General features: G+C 52.0%; 21 protein-coding genes. 8 read left to right on the forward strand and 13 right to left on the reverse strand.

What is annotated here, in order from left to right; all coding sequences use genetic code 11:
- Positions 1-14: 14 nt before the first annotated feature.
- Positions 15-2393: a TonB-dependent receptor gene (locus tag IDSA_RS04445; protein WP_126760526.1), complete on the reverse strand. Its 2379-nt coding sequence runs from the start codon at positions 2391-2393 to the stop codon at positions 15-17.
- Positions 2394-2542: 149 nt separating this feature from the next.
- Here IDSA_RS04445 and IDSA_RS04450 point away from each other — a divergent pair, with 149 nt between their 5' ends.
- Positions 2543-3271 carry a DUF1499 domain-containing protein gene (locus IDSA_RS04450; protein WP_051986057.1) on the forward strand — a complete coding sequence of 243 codons (729 nt, stop codon included), beginning with the start codon at positions 2543-2545 and terminating at the stop codon, positions 3269-3271.
- 10 nt (positions 3272-3281) lie between these two features.
- The gene (gene msrB, locus IDSA_RS04455) at positions 3282-4472 is read left to right on the forward strand and encodes a peptide-methionine (R)-S-oxide reductase MsrB (protein ID WP_051986058.1); all 1191 of its coding nucleotides are present in this window, start codon (positions 3282-3284) and stop codon (positions 4470-4472) included.
- Between the two features lie 8 nt (positions 4473-4480).
- On the opposite strand, the gene ggt is transcribed toward msrB, so the two are convergent.
- On the reverse strand, positions 4481-6229 hold the full coding sequence (gene ggt / locus IDSA_RS04460) for a gamma-glutamyltransferase (RefSeq protein ID WP_034774535.1): 1749 nt from the start codon (positions 6227-6229) through the stop codon (positions 4481-4483).
- A gap of 109 nt (positions 6230-6338) precedes the next feature.
- Here ggt and rrtA point away from each other — a divergent pair, with 109 nt between their 5' ends.
- Complete coding sequence (gene rrtA / locus IDSA_RS04465; RefSeq protein ID WP_034774536.1) at positions 6339-6938, forward strand: rhombosortase; 600 nt, start codon at positions 6339-6341, stop codon at positions 6936-6938.
- A 40-nt stretch (positions 6939-6978) separates the two neighbouring features.
- Here rrtA and IDSA_RS04470 read toward each other — a convergent pair whose 3' ends face one another.
- From IDSA_RS04470 to gyrA, 11 genes are all read right to left on the reverse strand, one after another.
- Entirely contained in the window at positions 6979-7281 is a 303-nt protein-coding gene (locus IDSA_RS04470; protein ID WP_034774538.1) for a ComEA family DNA-binding protein, read from the reverse strand.
- A gap of 85 nt (positions 7282-7366) precedes the next feature.
- On the reverse strand, positions 7367-8065 hold the full coding sequence (gene pyrF / locus IDSA_RS04475; RefSeq protein ID WP_034774539.1) for an orotidine-5'-phosphate decarboxylase: 699 nt from the start codon (positions 8063-8065) through the stop codon (positions 7367-7369).
- A complete protein-coding gene (gene lapB / locus IDSA_RS04480; protein ID WP_034774541.1) occupies positions 8066-9223 on the reverse strand; it encodes a lipopolysaccharide assembly protein LapB in 1158 nt (385 codons plus the stop codon).
- Positions 9223-9480: a lipopolysaccharide assembly protein LapA domain-containing protein gene (locus IDSA_RS04485; protein WP_034774542.1), complete on the reverse strand. Its 258-nt coding sequence runs from the start codon at positions 9478-9480 to the stop codon at positions 9223-9225. The genes lapB and IDSA_RS04485 overlap by 1 nt, the downstream gene beginning before the upstream one ends.
- 72 nt (positions 9481-9552) lie before the next feature.
- Positions 9553-9834 carry an integration host factor subunit beta gene (locus IDSA_RS04490; RefSeq protein WP_034774543.1) on the reverse strand — a complete coding sequence of 94 codons (282 nt, stop codon included), beginning with the start codon at positions 9832-9834 and terminating at the stop codon, positions 9553-9555.
- A gap of 67 nt (positions 9835-9901) precedes the next feature.
- Positions 9902-11581, reverse strand: a complete 1680-nt coding sequence (gene rpsA, locus IDSA_RS04495; RefSeq protein WP_034774545.1) for a 30S ribosomal protein S1 — start codon at positions 11579-11581, stop codon at positions 9902-9904.
- Between the two features lie 108 nt (positions 11582-11689).
- Positions 11690-12394 carry a (d)CMP kinase gene (cmk, locus tag IDSA_RS04500; protein WP_034774546.1) on the reverse strand — a complete coding sequence of 235 codons (705 nt, stop codon included), beginning with the start codon at positions 12392-12394 and terminating at the stop codon, positions 11690-11692.
- Positions 12395-12510: 116 nt separating this feature from the next.
- On the reverse strand, positions 12511-13803 hold the full coding sequence (gene aroA, locus IDSA_RS04505; protein WP_034774547.1) for a 3-phosphoshikimate 1-carboxyvinyltransferase: 1293 nt from the start codon (positions 13801-13803) through the stop codon (positions 12511-12513).
- A 2-nt stretch (positions 13804-13805) separates the two neighbouring features.
- Positions 13806-14921 (reverse strand): histidinol-phosphate transaminase, encoded by a 1116-nt coding sequence (hisC, locus tag IDSA_RS04510; protein WP_034774548.1) that lies wholly within the window; start codon positions 14919-14921, stop codon positions 13806-13808.
- 16 nt (positions 14922-14937) lie between these two features.
- Positions 14938-16026, reverse strand: a complete 1089-nt coding sequence (gene serC / locus IDSA_RS04515; RefSeq protein ID WP_034774550.1) for a 3-phosphoserine/phosphohydroxythreonine transaminase — start codon at positions 16024-16026, stop codon at positions 14938-14940.
- A 6-nt stretch (positions 16027-16032) separates the two neighbouring features.
- Positions 16033-18663: a DNA topoisomerase (ATP-hydrolyzing) subunit A gene (gyrA, locus tag IDSA_RS04520; protein ID WP_034774551.1), complete on the reverse strand. Its 2631-nt coding sequence runs from the start codon at positions 18661-18663 to the stop codon at positions 16033-16035.
- Between the two features lie 154 nt (positions 18664-18817).
- Between gyrA and ubiG the strand changes: the two genes are divergently transcribed.
- The 5 genes from ubiG (at position 18818) to yfaE (ending at position 24271) form a co-directional block, all read left to right on the forward strand.
- Positions 18818-19531, forward strand: a complete 714-nt coding sequence (gene ubiG, locus IDSA_RS04525; RefSeq protein WP_034774553.1) for a bifunctional 2-polyprenyl-6-hydroxyphenol methylase/3-demethylubiquinol 3-O-methyltransferase UbiG — start codon at positions 18818-18820, stop codon at positions 19529-19531.
- Positions 19525-20184, forward strand: coding sequence for an HAD family hydrolase (locus IDSA_RS04530; RefSeq protein ID WP_034774554.1), 660 nt, complete (start codon positions 19525-19527; stop codon positions 20182-20184). The genes ubiG and IDSA_RS04530 overlap by 7 nt, the downstream gene beginning before the upstream one ends.
- A 328-nt stretch (positions 20185-20512) precedes the next feature.
- A complete protein-coding gene (nrdA, locus tag IDSA_RS04535; RefSeq protein WP_034774556.1) occupies positions 20513-22855 on the forward strand; it encodes a class 1a ribonucleoside-diphosphate reductase subunit alpha in 2343 nt (780 codons plus the stop codon).
- 17 nt (positions 22856-22872) lie between these two features.
- Positions 22873-24003, forward strand: coding sequence for a class Ia ribonucleoside-diphosphate reductase subunit beta (nrdB, locus tag IDSA_RS04540; RefSeq protein WP_034774558.1), 1131 nt, complete (start codon positions 22873-22875; stop codon positions 24001-24003).
- 7 nt (positions 24004-24010) lie between these two features.
- On the forward strand, positions 24011-24271 hold the full coding sequence (gene yfaE / locus IDSA_RS04545) for a class I ribonucleotide reductase maintenance protein YfaE (protein WP_034774559.1): 261 nt from the start codon (positions 24011-24013) through the stop codon (positions 24269-24271).
- The last annotated feature ends 74 nt before the right edge of the window (positions 24272-24345 follow it).

Genomic DNA, 24345 nt, shown 5'->3' on the forward strand with positions numbered 1-24345 from the left:
CTGCTATCTGATCCTTAAAAACGCTGCGTCAGGGTTACTTCAAAGTGCCGGGGCAACTCCGGGAAAACCAGGGTTGAACCAAAATAGCCGCCTTCGAAAACCGGCGACCAGTTATCCTGGTCGGTGACATTAAACACATCCAGGCGGATTCGGGTTCGATCATTGTTCAGAAGAAACTGCGCAAAGAGGTTCAGCGTATGTTGTTCGCGAATCCGCACTTTATTCAGGTAATCAAGCTTATAGTCGCCACTGTAACTCAACTGACCACCGACTTCCCAGGCTTCTGAAAGCTGATAGCCAAGTGCCATGGCGGCGGTATGGTCGGGCTGCCCCTGAGCGCGAGCCGACGATGCCGGAAAAAACGCGAAATTCGGCGCGCCCACGCCAGTTCCCTGCACAATATCAGGCCGTGAGTTATCAAAAGCATCGTAGACCTGGCGTGAATCCTGGAAGCTGGCTGATTCATCATAGCGGGCATCCAGATAGGTATAACCAAGGCTCAGCCACAACGCATCCTGGGTATAGAACAGCTGACTTTCAAAACCGCGGTTCTTTATTCCTGAGTTACTGCCATCGCGATTACGCAGGCTCCGGGTTTGTTCAAATACCGCAGCATCCAGATACCAGGGCGAATTAGCGGGAGCGTATTTATAGCCGAGTTCAACTGCTTCGTTTTCGGTCGCGAAATTCAACGGATTGATTTGCTGGTCAGCACCCAGCACCGTGCCGCCGGCCATACTATTGGAAGTCGACTCAGTATAATTCGTACTCAGGTAAAAGGTACTGTCAGGATTAAGGCTATAACTCAGGCTCGCCTGCGCCCCATAAAGCCATTCAGAATGGCTATCCTCGGCCGGTGTTACACCCGCTGGCGCTATGGGATCACGCGCTGTTACATCATACCAGTCGGCCCGGAGACCAACCTGCAACAGCCAGTCCACACTAAGCGGCTGCTCATGTTGGACAAAAACACCCAGCTGATAACTAGTCGAGTCGGTGGTATCAGACAAATTAAAATCACCGGCACCATCGCCATCAATATCATACTGAGTACCCGGCGATACCCAGACATCTGGACGCAGCTCGACCAGACGCGCTTTCTGCGCTGCTGTCAGCGGAATCCGACGATTGCTCAGCGGACCGGTCAGATCAACTGGCAAATCTGCCTCGGTGGTAAACTGGCTGAAACCCAGCACGTCATTGTACCGCAGGTTGCCGCCAAACCAGCTTACCTGCCCGGGTGCCCATTCCCGCTGCCAGGTACTGCGCGTTTCAAATGTTGTAGCACCGTCAATAATTTCTACAAAACTGTTCTGCGCGATCTCTTCCCGCTCTAAATGCTGAAAATAGGCGGTCTGGGTAAATTCCCAGCCATCCCCCAGATCACGCTGGTAGTCACCGAACAGCAGATAGGTCTGCGCATTATTGATATCAAGTGGATCGGTATAAACCTGGCTTCTGGGTATTTTCACCTGCCCGGTGGGGCTGACCACTGCAAAAGCGCCGGGAACGGTCGAACCATTGGGCTGCACGCCCTGCCCCTGCACATACCAGCCGTGGTCAATTAAATCCTGGGTAGGCCGGTTCAGACCGGCATTATCGGTCCAGTCGACATCGTAAAACTCGGCGTGCAAATTCAGCTCAGAGGACGCATCCGGCAACCAGCGCCAGGCCAGATAGATATTGTCACTGTCATAACCGGCATAGTCATAGAAACTGTCTTCGCGCACCACTTCCACGCTCGCTCGCAGGGCTTGCTTACCGTTATCGAGTACCTGATTCATGTCCACCTGCGCGCGGTACTGCTGCCACCGGCCAGCTGAAAGTTGCACTATGTTGTCCGTTTCCTGCAGCTGCGCCTGCTTTGGCTGCAGGTTTACAAAGCCCCCGGTACGCTGGGTACTGCCCAGAATCACTGGCGCCACGCCCCGCACCACATCGACCTGGGCCACACTGTTAAACGACAGCGGAATGCCAAGCCCGTTATTACCGCCCTGCCGGCGCATCCCCAGCTGGAATATTTCTCCCAGCTGACCACGGATAGTAGGCAGACTTGGCGCGCCAAAGCCCGCCGCCGAATAGGTATTGGGGGCGACTTTACTGATATCATGCAAATCATTAATCGCTGCCGCCTCAAGCAACTGCGATGAGATTGGGGTCACTGAGCGGGGAATGTCGGCCAGCACTTTATCACCACCAAATACGCCATCGACCGGATTATTCTTTGGTGACAGGCCCGTAACCGAACGACGTTCACCGGTCACCTCTATTACTTCTATATCCTGACCAACTGCAGAATCAGCGGTCGGCGGTTCCTGTGCTGTAGCTGCAGAAACCAGCGGTACTGCAAATAATGAGGCAAAAACAAGCCGCGAGGAGCGAACCCGAAACATAGACTATCCTTAATAGGGTGATTTACCGTAACTTATAATCACCAGTTTAGCCGATCCTACTGAATTTTTTGGCCTTTTATCCGCTTATTCAGTTTGATCCTGTGCTACTGGTACAACGTAAACAATTAAAATAACAACAGGGAATACTCATGCACACGAAAATCAGTTCACTTCTTATTATTGCCGGTTTTGTCGCTATATTGATGCTGGCCGGATCCGGACCGCTCTATCGGCTGCATATAGTGGATTTAGGCCAGGCATTTACGGTCATGCGCTGGGCAGCCTATCTCGGCGCCGCAGTCGTTGTACTGTCAGTTGTTTACATGATCTGGAAACGACCGCGGGGGCTCTTGCTTGGTCTGATGATGCTGGGCACCATCGCCGCTCTGATCAGCTTCTATCTGCCCTATTCGCAATTGCAGACAGCTCGCAGCGTGCCGCCAATTCATGACATCACCACAAACACCAGTAACCCACCGGAATTTGTTGCTATAGCGCCACTGCGTGCCGATGCGCCGAACCCGGTTGCCTATCCGGGTGAAGAAACGGCCGAGCAGCAACGCCAGGCATACCCTGACATTGAAACCTATACCACCTCGGCTGAACCCGCTACGGTATTTGACGCGGCCCTGGTTGTTGCCAGCGATATGGGATGGCAGCTGGTAGCCAGCGATTCTGAAGCAGGACGGATCGAAGCTACTGCCACCACCACCTGGTTTGGCTTTAAAGATGATGTGGTGATTCGTATTCAGCAGGAAAATGGCCAGACACAGGTTGATGTGCGCAGCAAATCACGGGTCGGCCGTAGCGATGTTGGCGCCAATGCAGAGCGGATCCGCACCTTTATCAGCAAGTTGGATCAGCGACTTAAACTATAATGGAGATCTAATGTTCACAAACCCGATAATAACCGGTAAGACGATCTGTGTAGCCTGGGGCACTTTGCTGTTCAGCCTCAGTGCCCCCGCCTGGAGCGCCGAATCAGCAACCGCCACTTTTGCCGGCGGTTGTTTCTGGTGCGTCGAGAAAGCCTTCGAAGAAGTGCCGGGAGTGAGCGAAGCGGTATCGGGTTATGCCGGGGGTGACGAGCCCAACCCGACCTACCAGCAAGTTGCCGCCGGTAACACCGGACATACCGAGACTGTGCAGGTTCACTACGACCCGTCAGTTGTCACCTATACGGGTCTGATTCAGGCCTTCTGGCGGATGATGGATCCCACCGATGATCAGGGGCAGTTTGTCGATCGGGGCCAGCAATATCGTCCCGCTATTTTCTATCACAATGAACAGCAGCGGCGCATCGCGGAACACGAAAAACAGCAGTTGGCCAGCTCCGGGCGCTTTGATGAACCTATAGTTGTTGAAATAACGCCGCTTGATACCTTTTATCGCGCCGAGGATTATCATCAGGATTACTATAAAGAGAACCCGGTACGCTATCGGGTTTATACCTTTAACTCGGGCCGGTTTCAGTTTACCGAATCGGTTTGGAAAGATGATTACGAAGTTGATTTTACCAGGTTCGAAAATGAACAATCACAAGGTCAGGAAACGGAGGCTAAGATGAATGATTCAGCTGAGACTAACAGAGGTTTAACGGATCACTGGTCGCCCGAACAAATGGAAGACTTTGAGAAGCCTTCAGAGAGTACGCTGAAAGAGGAACTTACGCAGATCCAGTACGATGTAACCCAGCAGGATAAAACCGAACGGGCGTTCAGCAACCCTTACTACGACGAAGATCGCGCCGGCATTTATGTCGATATCATCAGTGGCGAACCGCTGTTTTCATCGGCGGACAAATTTGAGTCCGGCACCGGCTGGCCTAGTTTTACCCAGCCTATCAGCGATAACTACGTAAAAACGCACAAGGATCGCTCCTGGCTGATGACCCGCACCGAAGTACGCAGCAAATACGCTGACTCACACCTTGGCCACGTATTTGACGATGGACCCAAACCGACCGGGCTACGCTATTGCGTCAATTCCGCCGCCATGGAATTCATTCCGCTTGAAGATATGGAGGCTCGTGGCTACGGTGACTTCATTCCAGCGGTAAAAGACAACAGCGAGTCCTGAGTACGGCATTAATTCCCCGTCGCCAGACCTTCGCGACGGGGATCTGCCGCCCCAAATAAACGCCCATCCGGCAATACCGTAATTCCATGCAACCCGCTATTGAGCTCGCCAATCCGAACCTCGTGGCCACGCGCCTTGAGTTCATCGGCTACAGGTACCAGTGTCGTTTCCGCCTCCAGCACCGTCATTCTGTTGGTATTGGTTACATGCGGTTGATTAACGGCTTCCTGCATGTTCATATTCCAGTCCAGCAGGCCAAGCAGCGCTTGCGCCACATAAAGAATAATATTCTGACCACCTGGCGAACCCACAACATGGATTAATTGTTCGCCCTGTTCATCGAAGACCATAGTGGGCGCCATCGAACTGCGTGGACGCTTGCCAGGCTCAACCCGATTCGCGACCGGCATACCATTGACTTCCGGGACCAGCGAGAAATCCGTTAACTGGTTATTCAGTAAAAAACCGCGAGCCATTACCGCTGAGCCAAAGCCCATTTCGATACTGGTCGTCATGGCGATGGCGTTGCCCTCGGCATCAATGATCGAAAGGTGGCTGGTATTGGGAAACTCCGGCGATTGATCGTCGGCTTGTTCGGTCAGTCTCAACTCACCGGCCATAGCCTTTCCCATATCGCGGTTAGTGATCAAACTGGCGCGCTGCGCTAAGTAGCCTTCATCCAGCATTTGGGCGACAGGCACTGCAACGTAATCACTGTCAGCTATATATCGGTTCCGGTCGGCAAAAGCCAGGCGCGATGCCTGGGTAAAATAATGTAATGCATCGGCGCCGGTGGGATCCCACTCGCTTACCGGGAAGTTTTCCAGTATGCCAAGGATCTGCAATACCGAAATGCCACCCGAGCTTGGCGGTCCCATACCGCAAATCTGATAGACCCGGTACGCAGAGCATACAGGCTGGCGGATAACGGCCTGGTAGCCCGCCAGATCGGCCTTGCTCAGTAAGCCCGGAGCGCCGCCACTATGTTGCACCGCAGTGACAATATCAGCGGCAATAGCACCGGTATAAAAGGCATCTGCCCCACCCTTAGCGATCTCTTGGAAGGTATCCGCTAACGCCGGATTGCGCTTCGTCTGTCCCGCCTGCAGCGCTTGCCCTTGCGGATAAAAGTAACTGCGCGCCGGCTCGAGTTCCGGCAAGCCGGGATTGATTTCGAGCTCAAGTAAACGTTGCAGCCGTGGCGACACCACAAAGCCTTCCCGTGCTGCGGTTATGCTTGGTGTAAAAAGATCCGACCATGGCAGCTTACCCCAGCGCTGGTGCGCCAGTTCAAGCCCCCTTAGCACGCCGGGAGTACCCACCGAACGGCCGCCGATCACGGCGTCCCAGAAACTTTCCGGTGGCCGCCCCTGCGCGTCAAGGAAGAGATCAGGGCCAGCGGCCTGCGGTGCCTGCTCGCGCGCATCTATGGTATATAATCGCTGCGCTGCGTCATCCCAGTACAGAATGAAGGCGCCGCCGCCAATGCCCGATGATTGTGGCTCAGTAAGGGTCAGCATCGCCTGTACCGCAATTGCCGCATCAATGGCATTCCCGCCGGCAGCCAGCACTGCTTCGCCAGCCTTAGCCGCAGGCGGCGTCGCTGCCACCACCAGATAATCTTCAGCCAGTTTCCCGGTTTTCGCAATAAAGCCAGTCGCCGCTTCGGGTTGCTGGGTCTGCTCAGGTGGTGCTTCTGCACCGCAGGCGGAGATCAAAAAAATACTGCCGATCAGTAGCAATCCGCTAAGGCGCATGCTGATTTCCTTTTTCTGGTGATTTTACGGTTTACAGGAACTCACTGTTGTCCCTATGATAAAGACCTCAGCAACCACCGGCAATGGATGATTCAGGGAATCCTTTGATATGCCCCAACAGCTTCAGGTTATAATTTGTGCGCTTCTGGTTGTCGTCATTGCGACCTGGCTGCATTTCTATCAGACTGAGCTTCCTCAGTTGCTCGATCACTTTGACTTTGACCGTGAACGGATCTGGGATGAACCCTGGCGCATCCTGACAGCCCATGTCATGCACCTTAATCTGCAACACCTCATGCTGAACGGCGCTGGTCTGATTATCGTCACCGTTTTATTCGCACGGCATTTTTCCGTGCGTACCTGGCTCAACGCCGTGACCATTATCACGGTCGGTATCAGTCTCTGGGTCTGGCTGCTGGGTTTTCCGGATCGCTTTGTCGGCCTCTCAGGGCTTATCCATGGCTTATTTCTCTGCGGCATTTTCCTGGAATGGTCAGCCAGTAACTACCGCTGGGACTGGACGCTGGCAATCGGGCTCTTCTTTATCATTGGCAAAGTTGCGCTTGAAGCCATGGGACTCATCGCCAGTACGGTGCTGCTAAGTACCGGTGACCAGGTCTGGGTTATGCATTCGGGTGGGTTATTGGCCGGCGCGCTTGCCTGGTGGCTGCATCAACGCCGGCTGGCAGCGCTGGCTGAGGGTAGATAAAACAGGACAGGCGCGACCAGACAGCCGCGCCTGCTGTGAGTCAGAAGGTAATTCGTTCTTTGTTTAACTCGAGTACCCGCGGACCAATACCTTTGATCTGTAATAGCTGATTCAGGTCGCTGAAGCTGCCTAATTTCGTGCGTAGATCAATAATCGCCTCAGCGCGTTTAAGGCCCACCCCGGTAAGGTTCATCGCCAATTGTTCAGCTGATGCGGTATTCAGGTTAACCTGCACCACCTGCTGCATCCCCGGCTCCCAAAGCGGCATGGGTTCAGCGGTAGCCGGCTGAAGCAATACCAGCGGCGATAGCATAGAGGCAAAAATAAGTGTCTTCCGTAACATAGCGTCTCTCCTGATATAAACTGCGAAATGCAGCAATCAGGAGTCTAGCTGTTGTGACCCGGCCAACGCCAGTTACAGGGGCGGACTATAGCGTAAGACTATGATTAATTGCCTGTAAGGCTGCCATAGGGTCATTAGCCTGGGTGATCGGACGGCCAATCACCAGCACCTGGATGCCCAGCGCCTGCGCCTGTTCCGGCGTCATAATCCGTCGTTGATCACCCTGCTCACTTCCAAGCGGACGGATCCCGGGTGTGACCAGAACGAAATCACGACCAAATTCCGCCTGCAACTGCTCGGCTTCCCAGGCGGAACAAACCACACCATCAAGGCCACTGACCGCCGCCAGGCGCGCCAGGCGCTGCACCTGATCTGCCGGCTCCACAGCGATTCCGGTTTCGGCCAGATCATCAGCTGTCATACTGGTCAGAACGGTGACACCGATAAGTAACGGCGGCTCAGGAAAATCTGCCAGCGCCGTGCGCGCCGCTTCCATCATCCGTCGGCCACCGCTGGCATGGACATTAACCATCCATACGCCAAGCTCGGCCGCAGCACGAACCGCTTTTGCGACGGTATTCGGGATATCGTGAAATTTAAGATCCAGGAAGACTCTGAAGCCCTCATCTACCAGCCGTTTAACAAACTCAGGGCCGGCACTGGTAAACAGCTCTTTGCCTACTTTCAGGCCACACATATCAGGGTTCAGCCTGCGCACTAATGGCCATGCTGAGGCCGCATCCGGAAAATCCAGCGCGACAAAAATCTGGGACTTATGCTTCATCTATTCTCCATCTAAACCGATTATGGGTTTGATCTCTCCCCAGCTACGACACGACGGGCAATGCCAGTAAAGTGTGCTGCCGGCAAAACCGCAGTGACGACAGCGATACTTGGGCCGTTGCTGCAATTGCTGCTGAACCAGTTTCTGTAACATCCGCAGGCTGTCACGGGCTTTGCCAACATCAGCAGCCCGGATGTGGAATGCCATAAGTTGGTGAAAGCCCTTCATTGTGGGGTGCTTAATTAAGGTGGTCTGAATAAACTTTTCCGCGGCTTCGATGCCGTTTTCCCGTGCGATTAATTCCGACAGCAAAACGGCAGCGCTGGTTGACTGGCTGGTCTTCACACAGTCGTGCAGAAAATGAATAAGCCCGGCTTCGTCTTCGAGAGTCTCAAAACAGGCTTTAATTAAAGGCAAGGCTTCGGCGATAAAGGCCTGATCTTCATGGAGGATACCAGCCAGAATCTGTTGCGCCTTACGATAATGCCCCTGGTTGAACCACAGACGGCCGAGGGCCAGCGCCGCGCGGGCGCAGCCCGGATCATGTTTACGCGCTTTAGTGTAATACTTGCCAGCCAGTTCCGGACTTTCCTGCTTTTCGGCCAGTTCACAATAGAGTTGGGCTACCACCCGTTCTGCTGATTTATCGGTACGGGTCAGCTTCAACGCGACTTTTATTGCTTTGTCCCACTCATGGGTGGCTTCATAGAGCTCAAGTAAGTGACGCTGACAAGCTTCACGGAATGCTTTGTCTTGTTGCAACGCCAATAGCATATCTTCGGCCCGGTCATAAATACCGGCGGCCAGGTAATCAAGGCCTAATTCGAACATCGCCTCGCGACGTTCCTGCTCAGAGATATTCGGCCGCGAAGTCAGGTTCTGGTGTACTTTTATTGCGCGATCAACCTCACCCCGACGTCGGAATAATTTGCCAAGGGCCCAATGGGTTTCGAGGGTATCAGAATCAACATCGAGGAGTTCAATGAATAGATCGACCGCCTTATCAGGCTGATCGGAAAGCAGTAAATTCAGACCGGTCACATATTGGCGGGAAAACTGTTCCTGCTCACGGCGTCCTTCATTACGGACACTATTACGCCCCATAAACCAGCCATAAGCGGCAGCAACTGGTAGCAGCAGAAACAAAAGTTCAAGCATTAGTTCTGGCTCGTTTTAATCACTTGTTTGCGCAGCTTACGGTTTTCGCTTCGCAATAAGACTTGTCGTCCGGCCATACTCAGCAAACCGATAACAAAGCCCAGCAGCAGAAAACCAGCGGCAATACCGGATACCGGCAAACTGAAGTCGGCTACAAAAAGGTCAATAGTGACGACCTGCTTGTTAAGCGCCCCGAAAAAAACTGCAATAAGAAATAAAACTAATAACGGCAGACTGACAAAAACAAATCGGATCATAATGTTTCCTGTCTGACACTCATAAAAAAACGGCATGCCATAATATAGCATGCCGTTTTCGTTTACTCGACGTTAAATCTTGTCGACCCGTTCCCGTAGCTCTTTACCCGGTTTAAAGTGAGGGACGTATTTGCCCTCAAGTTCAACCTGCTCTCCGGTTTTCGGGTTGCGACCAATTCGTGGCGCCCGATAATGCAGTGAAAAACTACCAAACCCACGAACTTCGATTCGTCCGCCGCCCGCTAACTGCTGGGCCATCTGTTCGATAATCTCTTTCACCGCATCTTCAACCTGTCGCGGAGAAAGCTCAGGATACAACGTTGCCAACTGTTGAATCAGTTCTGACTTTGTCATCTTAAGCTCCTCTAACGTGCTGTTGCACGCACGATCCATGTTATCAGGCAGCTAAACGAATCCGTAATTAATCGTCTTTGTTAGCTGCTTTGAAAGCTTCAGCCATTGCGCTGGAGAACTTATCGCCTTCATCTTGCTGCTTGTTCACCGACTCAATCGCTTCTTTTTCCTGAACTTCGTCTTTCGCACGAATTGAAAGGCTCAGTACGCGGTTTTTACGATCAACGCCCATGAAACGAGCTTCAATTTCGTCGCCAACTTTCAGTTCAGTTGTCGCATCTTCAACCCGGTCACGTGAAATATCTGAAGCGCGAACATAACCTTCAACGCTGTCAGCCAGTTCAACTTTCGCACCTTTAGCGTCAACTTCTGTGACCTTACCAGTAACGATAGCACCTTTTTTGTGGGCTGCCAGATAATTGTTAAACGGATCTTCTTCCAGCTGCTTGATGCCTAAAGAGATACGCTCACGCTCGGCGTCGACTTGCAGGACGATAGCAGTAACTTCTTCGCCTTTCTTGAATTCACGTACAGCTTCATCACCGGTAGCTTCCCAGCTGATGTCTGACAAGTGAACCAGACCGTCGATTCCGCCGTCCAGGCCAATAAAGATACCGAAGTCAGTGATTGACTTGATTTTACCGGAAACTTTGTCGCCTTTGTTGAAGTTCTTAGCAAACTCTTCCCAAGGGTTAGGTTTACATTGTTTCAGGCCAAGTGAAATACGACGACGTTCTTCGTCAATTTCCAGCACCATCACTTCAACTTCGTCATCCAGGTTCACGACTTTAGATGGGTGAACGTTTTTGTTCGTCCAATCCATTTCAGAAACGTGTACCAGACCTTCAACGCCTTCTTCGATTTCTACGAAGCAGCCGTAATCAGTCAGGTTAGTAACCCGACCAGTCAGGCGGTGGCCTTCAGGGTAACGGTTAGCGATATCTGACCATGGATCTTCGCCTAATTGCTTCAGACCCAGAGATACACGAGTACGCTCGCGGTCAAACTTCAGTACTTTAACAGTGATTTCGTCGCCGACATTCACGACTTCGCTTGGATGCTTAACGCGTTTCCAGGCCATGTCAGTGATGTGCAGCAAGCCGTCAACGCCGCCTAAGTCTACGAATGCACCGTAGTCGGTCAGGTTCTTAACGATACCAAGAACTTCCTGGCCTTCTTGCAGGTTTTCCAGCAGCGCATCGCGCTCTGCACTGTTTTCAGTCTCGATCACGGCACGACGTGAAACCACCACGTTGTTGCGCTTCTGATCCAGCTTGATAACTTTAAATTCTAAATCTTTATTTTCCAGGTGCGCAGTTTCGCGAACCGGACGCACATCAACCAGAGAGCCTGGCAGGAACGCACGTACACCGCCTAAATCTACGGTGAAACCGCCTTTAACTTTACCGCTGATAACACCGATAACAGTTTCCTGGTCTTCGTAAGCTTTCTCGAGTTGCAACCATGCTTCGTGGCGCTTAGCTTTTTCACGCGACAAAATCGTTTCGCCGAAGCCGTCTTCCACAGCATCTAGCGCAACGTCAACCTGATCGCCCACCTGGATTTCCAACACGCCTTCAGCGTTACGGAATTGATCAACAGGAATAGCACTTTCAGATTTCAGGCCAGCGTCAACTAATACAACGTCACGGTTAATAGCAACGATAGTACCTTTAACGATTGAACCCGGGCGTGTTTCTACCTCTTTAAGGCTTTCTTCAAACAGTAGTGCAAAATTATCTGACATATGAGTTGGCTATCTTCAGTTAAGTACGTCCACCAGACAATCCTGTGAGGCGGGGTTGTTATAAATAATCTGCTCGCATCCTTACTGCAGACCGCTAAGCCGGCGACCCTAAGAGCCTACCTTCTCAGTATTCGAGAGCTTGCCATGGGCAAACTCGAGTATTTGCTCGACCACTTCATTGATCGATAAATCAGTTGAATCCACAAACAACGAACCCTCAGCAGCCTGCAAAGGGGCAACCGAGCGGTTTGTATCACGTTCATCCCGTTCCTGGATTTCGGCGATTAATTGGTCGATTTTAGCAGTAAAACCTTTCTCTAGCAATTGTTCATAGCGCCGGCGTGCCCGTTCTTCGGCACTGGCGGTCAGATAAACCTTAGCGGCGGCATCTTTAAATACTACAGTGCCCATATCGCGACCATCAGCGACCAGGCCCGGCAGCTCTTTAAAAGCGCGCTGACGGCGCAGCAGCGCCTCGCGCACGCGCGGCAAGGCGGCGATTTTGGATGCCATGTTGCCAACCGCTTCCGCGCGAATCGACATGGTGACGTCTTCGCCTTCCAGGATGATATGAGTCAGCGACTTTTCTTCCTCGACCTCAAACTTCACGTCAAGATTACTTGCCAGTGCCACCAGACTTTCTTCATCGTCGGCATCAAAGTCGTGATGCAAAGCAGCTAACGCCAGAACCCGGTAAATTGCCCCGCTATCCAGCAAGTGCCACCCTAGTTTCTCAGCGAGAATACGACTTATGGTACCTTTGCCGGCCCCACTCGGGCCATCGATAGTTATAACGGGAATGTTTTGGGTCATGGGCATCCTCTACCAGATAAAAGCGCCGCAATTATACGGATTTTGCGGAAAATTGCACCTTTATTCGGCAAGCTGATTGCGTAGGCTAGAACCTGATTGCCACCCGGACGAGCCGTTCAGCGGCATAAGCGCTTAAATTCAGAGAAGAAACCAGGATAGGTTTTACGGCAGCAGTCGGGGTCGATAATACGCACACCAGCGGCGGCGAAGCCCAGCAGCGCAAAGCACATAGCCATACGGTGATCATCGTAGGTAGCTATGCTGGCGTGCGCTATTTCAGCCGGGGGAGTGATACGAATACTGTCAGCAAACTCATCTACAACCGCACCAGTTTTACGAAGTTCAGTTGCCATCGCGTGCAGGCGATCGGTTTCTTTAATCCGCCAGTTACCGATATTACGGATGTGTGTTGTTCCTTCAGCGAACAGTGCCAGCGTAGCAAAGGTCATTGCCGCATCGGGGATCGCGTTAAGATCGGCGTCAATGGCCCGCAACCGGCCCCCGCTTACGTCAATGAAGGTTTCACCAATATCAAGGTTACCGCCCATATCCGCCAGATAACTGGCAAAGGCTAAATCGCCCTGGATACTCGCCTGGCCGATGCCATGCACCCGTAGTGGTCCGCCGCCCAGTACGCCAGCGGCAAGCCAGTACGAGGCGGCGCTGGCGTCGCCCTCAATCCAGTAGGTACTGGGTGAGCGATAGCCTTGTTGCCCGGGTATCATGAACTCCTGCCCGCTGATGCGATGGATCTGAATGCCAAACCGCTCCAGCATAGCGAGCGTAAGCTCAATATAAGGCCAGGACACCACCTGGCCCTGCAACTGCAGCACGCTGTCATTGGGTAGTAAAGGTAAGGCTATCAGTAAGGCACTGATGTACTGGCTGGATTCACTGCCGTCGATAGTCAGATGGCCGCCCCGTAATCCGCCTGCTAATCGCACCGGCGGGTAGCCCTGGTTTTCAAGGTAGCAAATATCCGCCCCGCCACGGCACAGCGCTTCGGTCAGCGCTGCCAGCGGCCGCTCCTGCATGCGCTGGTTACCGGTCAGTACGCAGTTTTGATCGTTTAAGGTAGCGCTCAGCACCGCTGTCAGCGGCCGGATGGCCGTGCCTGCGTTGCCGAGGTTTAATTCTGCGGGAACCTGCGCCCATTTGCCGCCACAACCCGAAATACTGATCCGGGTTGCATCAGCAGCGTCAATATCGATATCAACACCGAGCCCAGCCAGGGCTTCAAGCATACGCTCGGTATCATCGCTGCGCAGCACATTGGTAAGTAGCGTGCGCTCACCCGGTTGGCATAAGGCCGCCATTAACAAGGCCCGGTTGGCAATACTCTTGGAACCAGGCAAGGTCACTTCGCCCCGGCACTGCTGCAAACCTGCCAGTTCCAGCGCTGCGGTCATATTTAGCCGACCTGCTCCGCCAGAATCTTTTTCATGGCTTCAATGAATACCTGATTTTCTTCCGGCAGACCAATGCTCACCCGCAGGTGACGCGGCAGTTCGTAGCCAGCGACAGGGCGGACAATCACCCCGGCGTGCAGCAATTTCTGATAGATACCGGCGGCATCCTCCCCTACTTCTATAGTAAGAAAATTACCGCGTGACGGGATATAACGAAGCCCTTGCTCATCACAAAACAGGGTTAGCTGGGCCATACCTGTGTCATTAACGATGACAGATTTTTCCAGATATCCGGTATCGCCAAGCGCGACTTCTGCCGCGCGCAAGCTCAGGCTGTTCATATTGAACGGCTGGCGTACACGGTTCAGCAAATCAGCAATCTCTGCTCCTGTTACCGCAAACCCGGCGCGCAGGCCAGCCAGCCCATAGGCTTTGGAGAAAGTGCGGGTAACCAGCAAATTCGGAAACTCGTTAACCCATTGGAAAGATGGCGCCCGGTCTTCTTCAGCGACATACTCCGAGTAGGCTTCATCCAGCACCACCAGCACGTTAGCGGGGACGCTCTTCAAAAAATTATGGAGTGCGTCAGACGCGAGAAAGGTACCGGTCGGATTGTTGGGGTTCGCAATAAAAATCATCCGGGTCCGGTCATTGATCGCATCCAGCATGCCATCCAGATCATGCCCATAATCTTTCGCTGGCACGGCAATCCCTTTAGCGCCAATGGCCTGGGTCACTATCGGATAAACCACAAAAGCATGCTGCGAGTAAATCACTTCGTTTTTGTCGCTGACAAAGGTGCGGGCGATAAGCTCAAGAACGTCATTTGAGCCATTACCCAGAGTGATCTGATTTGCCTTAATATTAAATTTTTCAGCAATACAGGTTTTCAGGTAATAGCCGTTTGCGTCCGGATAACGGGCCAGCCCGGCTAACTGATCCTGCAGTGCCTGTTTAACTTTGGCACTGAGCCCCAGCGGATTTTCGTTGGACGCTAATTTCACGATATTGCGAATACCGAGCTCACGCTCCAGCTCTTCAATAGGCTTGCCGGCCTGATAAGGGCTCAAATTACGGACGCCTTCATTAGCTAAGGTCTTCGCATCAAAAATAGTCATAGATTCACTCTTGTTTTTAAGCGTGTGTTTTTTCGAAATCTTTCATGAAGTCGAGCAATACCTTTACGCCTTCCAGCGGCATTGCATTGTAAATGCTTGCGCGCATGCCACCCACGAAGCGATGGCCTTTCAGCCCGACCAGGCCACGTTTCTCTGCCTGCTGCAGAAACGCCCCATCCTGGCGGTCATCGGCAAGTAAAAACGGTACATTCATGCGCGATCGGAAATCCGGATGAACCGGGTTCGAGTAATAGTCAGAAGCGTCAATGTAATCGTACAGTAAAGCGGCTTTCTCGCGGTTGATCGCGCCCATCGTATGCACACCGCCTTTGCCCTTCAACCAGGTAAATACCAGCCCTGACAGATACCAGGCAAAGGTATTAGGGGTATTGTACATCGACCGTTCTCTGGCCTGGACGCTGTAGTCCATAATAGTAGAGGTATTGCCCTGCGCCCTGCCCAGCAGGTCATCGCGGATGATGGCAATGGCGAACCCCGAGGGTCCGATATTTTTCTGAGCGCCGGCATAGATGATACCAAAACGACTCACATCAAGAGGTTCGGACAGGATAGTTGATGACAGATCAGCAACCAAGGGCGCGCTGATGCCTTCAGGTATGTCATGCAGCGCAATGCCGTCGACCGTTTCATTGGGACAATAGTGGAAATAAGCGGGCTTTTCAGACAGTTTCCAGGATACGGGGGATTGTATGGCTTTACCGCGGGAAGTCTGTTCGGTACCACCAACGACATTGACCCGGCCGACGTATTTGCCCGCTTCGCGAATCGCAAAATCGGACCAGATCCCTGAGTTCAGGTAATCGACGGTGTCGTCCGGACCCGCAATGTTTTGCGGAACCGCACTAAACTGGCCGCGACCACCGCCATGCATGAACAGCACCTGGTAGTTAGCCGGAATCGCCATCAGCTCGCGCAGATCCTGCTCGGCCTGAGCGGCCATTTGCATAAAGGCAGGATCGCGATGACTAACTTCCATCACCGAAATCCCGCTATTGCGCCAGCTGCGGAACTCTTCCTGCGCCTGCTGCATAACCTCTGCCGGCAACATCGCCGGCCCCGCGGAAAAATTAAACGGGGCAGTCATTGGCTATTATTCCTTGTCGTCAGCTTCGTCAGCGGCAGGTAAATCGGGTGCCAGCTCATCATCAAGCAGTTCATCAACCGATTCGACGTCTTCCAGCTCATCGATTTCATCGATTCGCTGCATGCCGACAACTTTCTCGTCAGCACCGGTACGAATCAGCCGCACGCCCTGGGTATTACGCCCGACCACGGAGACTTCACTCACCCGGGTACGTACCAGCGTGCCTTTATTACTGATCAGCATGATCTGGTTGGTATCGATAACTTCCATCGCTCCCACCACACTGCCATTCCGCTCGCTGACCTTGATCGATACCACACCTTTGGTGGCACGGCTCTTCGCCGGGTAATCCGTTATCGGAGTCCGTTTACCGAAGCCGTTTTCAGTTACCGTCAGGATAGTCGGCACTTCATCTTCAATCGTCCGTGGCACAATCAGTGATACCACGCGCTGATCATCGGCCAGGCGAATACCGCGAACACCGGTGGCGGTACGGCCCATTGAACGGACCTGATCTTCGCTGAAGCGAACCACTTTGCCGCCATCAGAGAACAGCATGATCTCATCACCGGCACTGGTCAGATCAACGCCAATCAATTCATCGTTGGGCATCAGATTCAACGCAATGATGCCGCCGTTTCGTGGCCGCGAGTAGTCAACCAGCGGGGTTTTCTTGATAGTGCCGTTTCGGGTTGCCATCACCACGAATTTATCTTCCGGATAATCCCGGGTTGGCAGAATCGCGGTAATCCGCTCATCGGCTTCAAGCGGTAGCAGGTTCACAATCGGGCGACCACGCGAGATGCGGGTTGCCAGCGGCAGCTGGTAAACCTTCATCCAGTAAATACGACCGCGCGTTGAGAAACACAGAATCGTATCGTGGGTATTAGCCACCCAGAGCCGTTCGATAAAGTCTTCTTCCTTCATCCGCGTCGCTGACTTGCCTTTACCGCCGCGGCGCTGCGCTTCATATTCGGTTAGTGGCTGATACTTCACGTAACCATGATGCGAAAGCGTAACCACCACATCTTCTTCGTTAATCAGATCTTCCATGCTGATGTCGTGTGCGGCCGCCGTGATCTCGGTGCGGCGCGCATCGCCATATTCAGCTTTGATTTTTTCCAGCTCCTCGCGAATGACTTCCATCAGTCGCTCTGAGCTATTCAGAATGTGCAGCAGCTCTTCGATTTGCTGCAGCAACGTCTTATATTCATCAAGAATCTTTTCATGTTCCAGACCGGTCAGCTTGTGCAAACGCAAGTCGAGAATAGCCTGCGCCTGTTCTTCGGTCAGGTAGTACTCGCCCTCGCGGATACCGTAGCGCGGATCCAGATGATCAGGACGCGCGGCATCAACACCAGCACGTTCTAGCATGGTGGATACATCGCCCAGCACCCAGGAGCGTGCCGTCAGGCCGGCTTTGGCATCAGCGGCAGTCTGCGAGCGACGAATCAGTTCAATAATTTCATCGATATTCGCCAGCGCAATGGCCAGGCCTTCTAATATGTGGGCACGTTCACGGGCTTTACGAAGCTCGTAAACTGAACGCCGTGTAACCACTTCACGACGGTGCAGAATAAAGCACTCAAGCATGTACTGCAGGTTAAACAGGCGCGGCTGGTTTTTATCCAACGCAACCATGTTAATACCGAATACCACCTGCATCTGGGTGTTTGCGTACAGATGGTTCAGCACCACCTCAGCAACTTCACCGCGCTTCAGTTCTATAACGATGCGCATGCCATCTTTGTCAGACTCATCGCGCAGGCCACTGATGCCCTCAAGGCGTTTTTCTTTTACCAGCTCAGCAATCTTTTCAATCAGACGGGCTTTGTTAACCTGATACGGGATCTCATTGACGATAATGGCTTCACGGCCATTGCTGTCAGTTTCAATTTCAGCTTTAGCACGTAAATGGATACGGCCACGCCCGGTCTTGTAGGCTTCAACAATGCCGGCACGCCCGGAAATACTCGCGGCAGTCGGGAAATCCGGGCCGGGAATATATTCCATTAACTCTTCGACGGTGATATCCGGGTTGTCGATCATTGCCAGACAGCCGTTTACCACTTCGGTCAGGTTATGGGGCGGTATATTGGTCGCCATACCAACTGCGATACCCGAGGAGCCATTAACCAACAGGTTAGGCACGCGGGTTGGTAGTACGTCAGGAATTTGTTCGGTACCATCGTAGTTCGGTACAAAGTCGACGGTTTCTTTATCAAGGTCAGACAGCAGCTCGCTGGCAATCTTTGCCATGCGGATTTCGGTATAACGCATTGCGGCGGCCGAATCGCCGTCAACAGAACCAAAGTTACCCTGACCATCGACCAGCATGTAGCGCAACGAGAATGGCTGCGCCATACGTACAATGGTGTCGTACACGGCGCTGTCACCATGAGGGTGATACTTACCGATTACGTCACCAACGATACGCGCTGATTTTTTATAAGGCTTGTTATAGTCGTTGCGCAGCTCATTCATCGCGAACAGCACGCGCCGATGAACCGGTTTGAGTCCATCACGAACGTCCGGTAGCGCCCGGCCGACAATTACACTCATGGCGTAATCGAGGTACGAACTCTTTAACTCATCTTCAATGTTTACCGGACTGACTTCTCTGGCGAGATCACTCATAGCTATATCCCTAAACGAACTAACTTTCTTATAATTTTACAGATAGCAGCATTGTACCCGTAGCCATGCCCTACCGCATCCTTTTTTCCGGTGCTTTTTTTACACCGCCAGGTTGAGTACACTGTACCTAGTTTTCAGCCAGAGCAGAAGTACTATGACCTTATCTTCGAATGTTGATCCTGCCGAAATCGAGAAATTCAGCGCCCTTGCCTCACGCTGGTGGGATCCGGAAGGTGAATTTAAGCCCCTGCATAAAATCAACCCGCTACGTGTTGGCTATATCCAGCAACACTGCGACGGCGTCTTTGATCTTGAGGTGCTTGATATCGGTTGTGGCGGTGGCTTGCTGTCGGAAGCACTGGCCCAGGCCGGCGCCCGGGTAACTGGCATTGATCTGGCCGAGCAATCATTACAGGTGGCCAGACTGCATGCTCGCGAAGAGAGTAACCTGGATATTGATTATCAGTGTATCGCAGCAGAGGATTTCGCCGCGCAGCACCCGGAGCAGTATGACGTAGTGACTTGCCTGGAAATGCTTGAGCATGTGCCGGATCCGTCCGCTATAGTGGCCGCCGCCGCACAGGCACTGAAGCCCGGCGGTAAAATCTTCTTTTCTACCCTGAACCGCAATATGAAGTCCTGGTTATTGGGTATTGTTGCGGCCGAATATGTTTTGCGCTGGGTTCCCCAGGGTACCCATCAACACAAAAAATTCATTCAGCCTGCCGAGTTGCTGCGGATGACTGATGAAGCTGGGCTGAATCCGCTGCATATGACCGGCATGCACTATTCACCATTGCGGGGGTTCTACCTGGACGACCGTAACGTTGACGTGAACTATATCGTGGTATTAGAGAAGCCATGCTAAAACCCACGGCCATTTTGTTTGACCTTGACGGCACTTTGCTTGATACGGCGCCGGATCTGGGCGCTGCGCTGAATACCGTATTGCGCAGTGAACAACGCGCTGAAGTCGCTGCCGAGGCGTACACGCCGCTGGCATCCCATGGCTCGACCGGCTTGCTGCGTCACGCCTATGGCAAAGAGTTCGATACCCGCCGCGACGAATTACGGGAAGCCTTCCTGGCGGCCTATGCCAAAGACATCATGGTGAATACCCGGCTGTATCAGGGGGTGAATGAATTAATCAAAGCGCTGGCGGAGCGGGATATCGCTGTAGGTATAGTGACCAACAAACCATTGGCCCTGACCCGCCAGTTGCTGCCCCACTTCCCTGACTTGTCGGCACTTAAAGCCGTGGTATGTGGTGATACCCTGCAGGTTGCCAAGCCCCGTCCGGAGCCCTTACTGCACGCCGCTGAACTACTTGGGGTACAGCCGCATCAGTGCTGGTACGTTGGTGACGCGCAGCGCGATATCGAAGCCGGACTCGCAGCGAAGATGTTTACTGTGCTGGCACGCTACGGCTACCTGACCAAAGAAGAGCAAACAGCTGACTGGGGTGCCGACGCGCATATCGAACAGCCACTGGCGTTGCTTGATTTGCTGGAACAAAAGTAAGGTAAAGGGTTGCAGGCCTTGATAGTAATGGCTTAGAGCATTGAAGTCTGACAAAGCACCGTTAAAGAGCAAAAAATCATAAGAAATATTTGCTTTGGCTAAAGGCGCATACCGACACGTGTTTTAGCTAAATCACCTGATAAAAATCCGCTATTTTTACCTGGCCGGTCCACTTTCCTGCTTGATCCTGACGCCAATAGTGCATAGGATACAGCTACATCAGCCAACCCAAGATATTGTGTAAAATTCACACTAAAATACCACTATCTACACAACATCTTGTGGCGACACAAAACAAACATAACGACAATTTCGATGGGTGAACCGCATGAACCAACAGCTTTTCGTGACTAAACGCAGTGGTAAACGTGAACCGCTGGATTTAGAGAAAATTCACCGCGTAATCAGCTGGGCCGCCGAAGGCCTGAATAACGTTTCTGTTTCGCAGGTTGAGATCAAGTCGCGAATTCAATTCTATGACGGTATTAAGACTGAAGACATTCACGAAACCATCATTAAGGCAGCCGCCGACCTGATTTCTGAAGAAGCTCCCGATTACCAGTATCTGGCTGCCCGGCTGGCAGTATTTCACCTGCGTAAGCTGGCCTATGGCAAATTCGAGCCACCGCACCTGTATGACCAGGTAAAGAGCATGGTCGAGGCAGGCCGCTATGATAAGCATCTGCTGACTGACTACAGCAAAGAAGAATTCGAAGAAATGAACGAATTCATGGACCACGGGCGCGACCTGAATTTTTCTTATGCAGCAATAAAGCAGCTGGAAGGCAAATACCTGGTACAGAACCGGGTTACCGGTGATATCTACGAGAGTGCACAGTTTTTATATGTGTTAGTCGCTGCGTGTCTGTTTGCGAACTATCCGAAAGAAACGCGTATGACCTATGTGAAGCGCTTCTACGATGCTACCTCGTTATTTAAAATCTCGCTGCCAACGCCGATTATGTCTGGTGTTCGCACACCAACACGCCAGTTCAGCTCTTGCGTACTTATTGAAGCCGGCGACAGTCTGGATTCGATCAATGCAACCGCCAGCGCCATCGTTAAATATGTCTCTCAGCGCGCTGGCATCGGCATTAATGCCGGCCGTATTCGCGCGCTGGGTAGCCCTATTCGTGGCGGCGAAGCCTTCCATACCGGCTGTATTCCTTTCTACAAGTATTTCCAGACCGCGGTAAAAAGCTGCTCACAAGGCGGCGTTCGTGGTGGCGCAGCCACCCTGTTCTTCCCGCTCTGGCACCTTGAAGTGGAAAGCCTGTTAGTACTGAAAAATAACCGCGGTGTTGAAGAAAACCGGGTGCGTCACCTGGATTACGGCGTGCAGTTCAACCGGCTGATGTATCAGCGCCTGGTTAAAGACGATTTTATTACCTTGTTCAGCCCGTCTGATGTACCCGGCCTGTATGACGCGTTTTTCGCTGACCAGGCAGAGTTTGAGCGGCTCTACACTCAGTATGAGCAAGATGACTCTATCCGTAAAAAACGTATCAAGGCGATCGAACTCTTTAGCCTGTTTATGCAGGAGCGCGCAAGTACCGGCCGTATCTATCTGCAGAACATCGATCACTGTAATACCCACAGCCCGTTCGACCCTAAAGTCGCACCGATCCGCCAGAGCAATCTATGCCTTGAAATTGCCTTGCCAACCAAGCCGCTGTCACATGTAAACGATGAAGAAGGCGAGATTGCCCTTTGTACCCTGTCGGCATTTAACTTAGGCGCTATCAATTCACTTGATGACCTTGAAGAAATGGCCGATCTGGCCGTGCGTGCCCTCGACAGCCTGCTTGATTATCAGGAATATCCGGTACCAGCCGCCCGCAATGCCACTATGGGCCGCCGTACCCTGGGTATCGGCGTCATCAACTTTGCTTACTATCTGGCCAAAAATGGTGTCCGTTATTCCGACGGTTCAGCCAACGGCCTGGTACATCGGACCTTTGAGGCGATTCAGTACTACCTGATGAAAGCCTCAGTGAATCTGGCGAAAGAAATGGGTGCCTGCCCTAAGTTTAACGAAACAACTTACTCGCAGGGTATTATGCCAATCGATACCTACAAGAAAGATCTGGATGCCGTCTGCAACGAGCCATTGCAGCTTGACTGGGATCAACTGCGTAAAGACATCAAGCAGTATGGTATGCGTAACTCCACCTTGTCAGCGCTGATGCCATCAGAAACGTCGTCACAGATCTCTAATGCCACTAACGGTATTGAGCCACCACGCGGCCATATCAGTATCAAGGCCTCCAAAGATGGTGTGACCAAGCAAGTTGTCCCTGATTATGAAAACCTGAAAGACGCTTATGAGTTGCTCTGGACCATTCCCAATAACAAGGGCTATCTGGAGCTGGTTGGCATCATGCAGAAGTTTGTTGACCAGACTATTTCTGCCAATACCAACTATGACCCGAATAAATTTGATGCCGGCAAGGTACCAATGAAGCAGCTGTTACAAGACCTGCTTTATGCTTACAAGCTGGGTGTCAAAACCATGTATTACCATAATACCCGCGATGGAGCTGCAGACAATCAGGTCGACCTGCGCGATAAGATTGACGATAAACAGCGAATGGCTGAACGCCAGGCAGCAACTGTCACTGTTGTTGAAGATGAAGACGATGACTGCGCCGGCGGCGCCTGCAAAATATAAGAAGGATTTGGTAGTTTATGAGTTATTCAACTTTTAATAAGACGCAGAGTAATCCGCTGACGGAACCGATGTTTTTCGGAAACTCTGTGAACGTGGCCCGCTATGATCAACAGAAGCACAGCATTTTTGAAAAGCTGATTGAAAAACAAATCAGCTTTTTCTGGCGGCCGGAAGAAGTTGACGTAAGCCGTGATCGGGTTGACTTCGCAAATCTGACTGCCAGCGAAAAGCATGTTTTTATTTCGAACCTGAAATATCAGACGCTGCTTGATTCAGTACAGGGCCGTAGCCCGAACATCGCATTTTTGCCGATTGTATCTATTCCGGAGCTGGAAACCTGGGTTGAAACCTGGTCGTTTTTTGAAACCATTCATTCGCGTTCTTACACCCACATCCTGCGTAATTTATTCACCGACCCCAGCGAAGTGTTTGAAGACATCGTGATTAATACCGAGATCCAGAAGCGCGCTACGGATATTTCGTCTTATTACGATGACTTAATTTTCTACACTCAGTTATGGCAGACCCATGGCGAAGGTGAAATTACCATTGATGGTGAAACCCACAATGTCACCATGCGAAACCTGAAGAAGAAACTCTTTCTGTGCGTGAACTCGGTTAATGCACTCGAAGCCATCCGCTTTTATGTGAGCTTTGCCTGTACCTTTGCCTTTGCCGAGCGGGACCTGATGGAAGGCAATTCAAAAATCATTCGTCTGATTGCGCGGGACGAAAACCTGCATCTGGTATCAACCCAGCAAATTATAAACTTATGGCAATACGGCCATGACGATCCGGAAATGAAAGAGATTGCGGATGAGTTGCAGGACGAAGCCCTGGCCATCTTTATGAAGGCCGTTGAGCAGGAAAAAGAATGGGCTCATTACCTGTTCCGCAACGGCTCTATGATCGGTCTGAACGAAGAAATCCTGTGTCAGTACGTGGAATACATCGCCAATATGCGTATGGAAGCCATCGGCTATGACTCGCCGTTCAAGCAACGCAGCAATCCCCTGCCCTGGATGAACAAGTATCTGGTATCCGATAACGTTCAGGTTGCACCGCAGGAAGCAGAAATCACCTCTTACCTGGTCGGTCAGATTGACAGCGAAGTGAGTGCCTCTGATTTAGGAGACTTTGAACTCTGAGTGGCCCATGAGCAAAAGCTACAAGATCAAAGTCAACGGTCAGCATGAGCTGGCCGTTGACGCTTCCACAAGTACTTTACTTGAAGCGATGGAGGCTGCCGAAATCGAGACCCATTATCACTGCCGTAACGGTTTCTGCGGCGCCTGCCGGACACAGCTGATACAAGGCGAGGTGACTTATATTAATGAGCCGCTCGCTTTCGTTCGCCCGGGCGAATGCCTTGCCTGCTGTTGTATCGCCGCCAGTGACTTAGAAATAAATCATTAATCGGTTCTACCGATAAACCCCATTTTTTAAACTCATTAGCGAAATCAGCTAAACTATAAGAAAATGATCTGAAT

Origin of the sequence: Pseudidiomarina salinarum, from assembly GCF_000753715.1 — a bacterium.
GTDB classification, from domain to species: Bacteria; Pseudomonadota; Gammaproteobacteria; order Enterobacterales; family Alteromonadaceae; genus Pseudidiomarina; species Pseudidiomarina salinarum.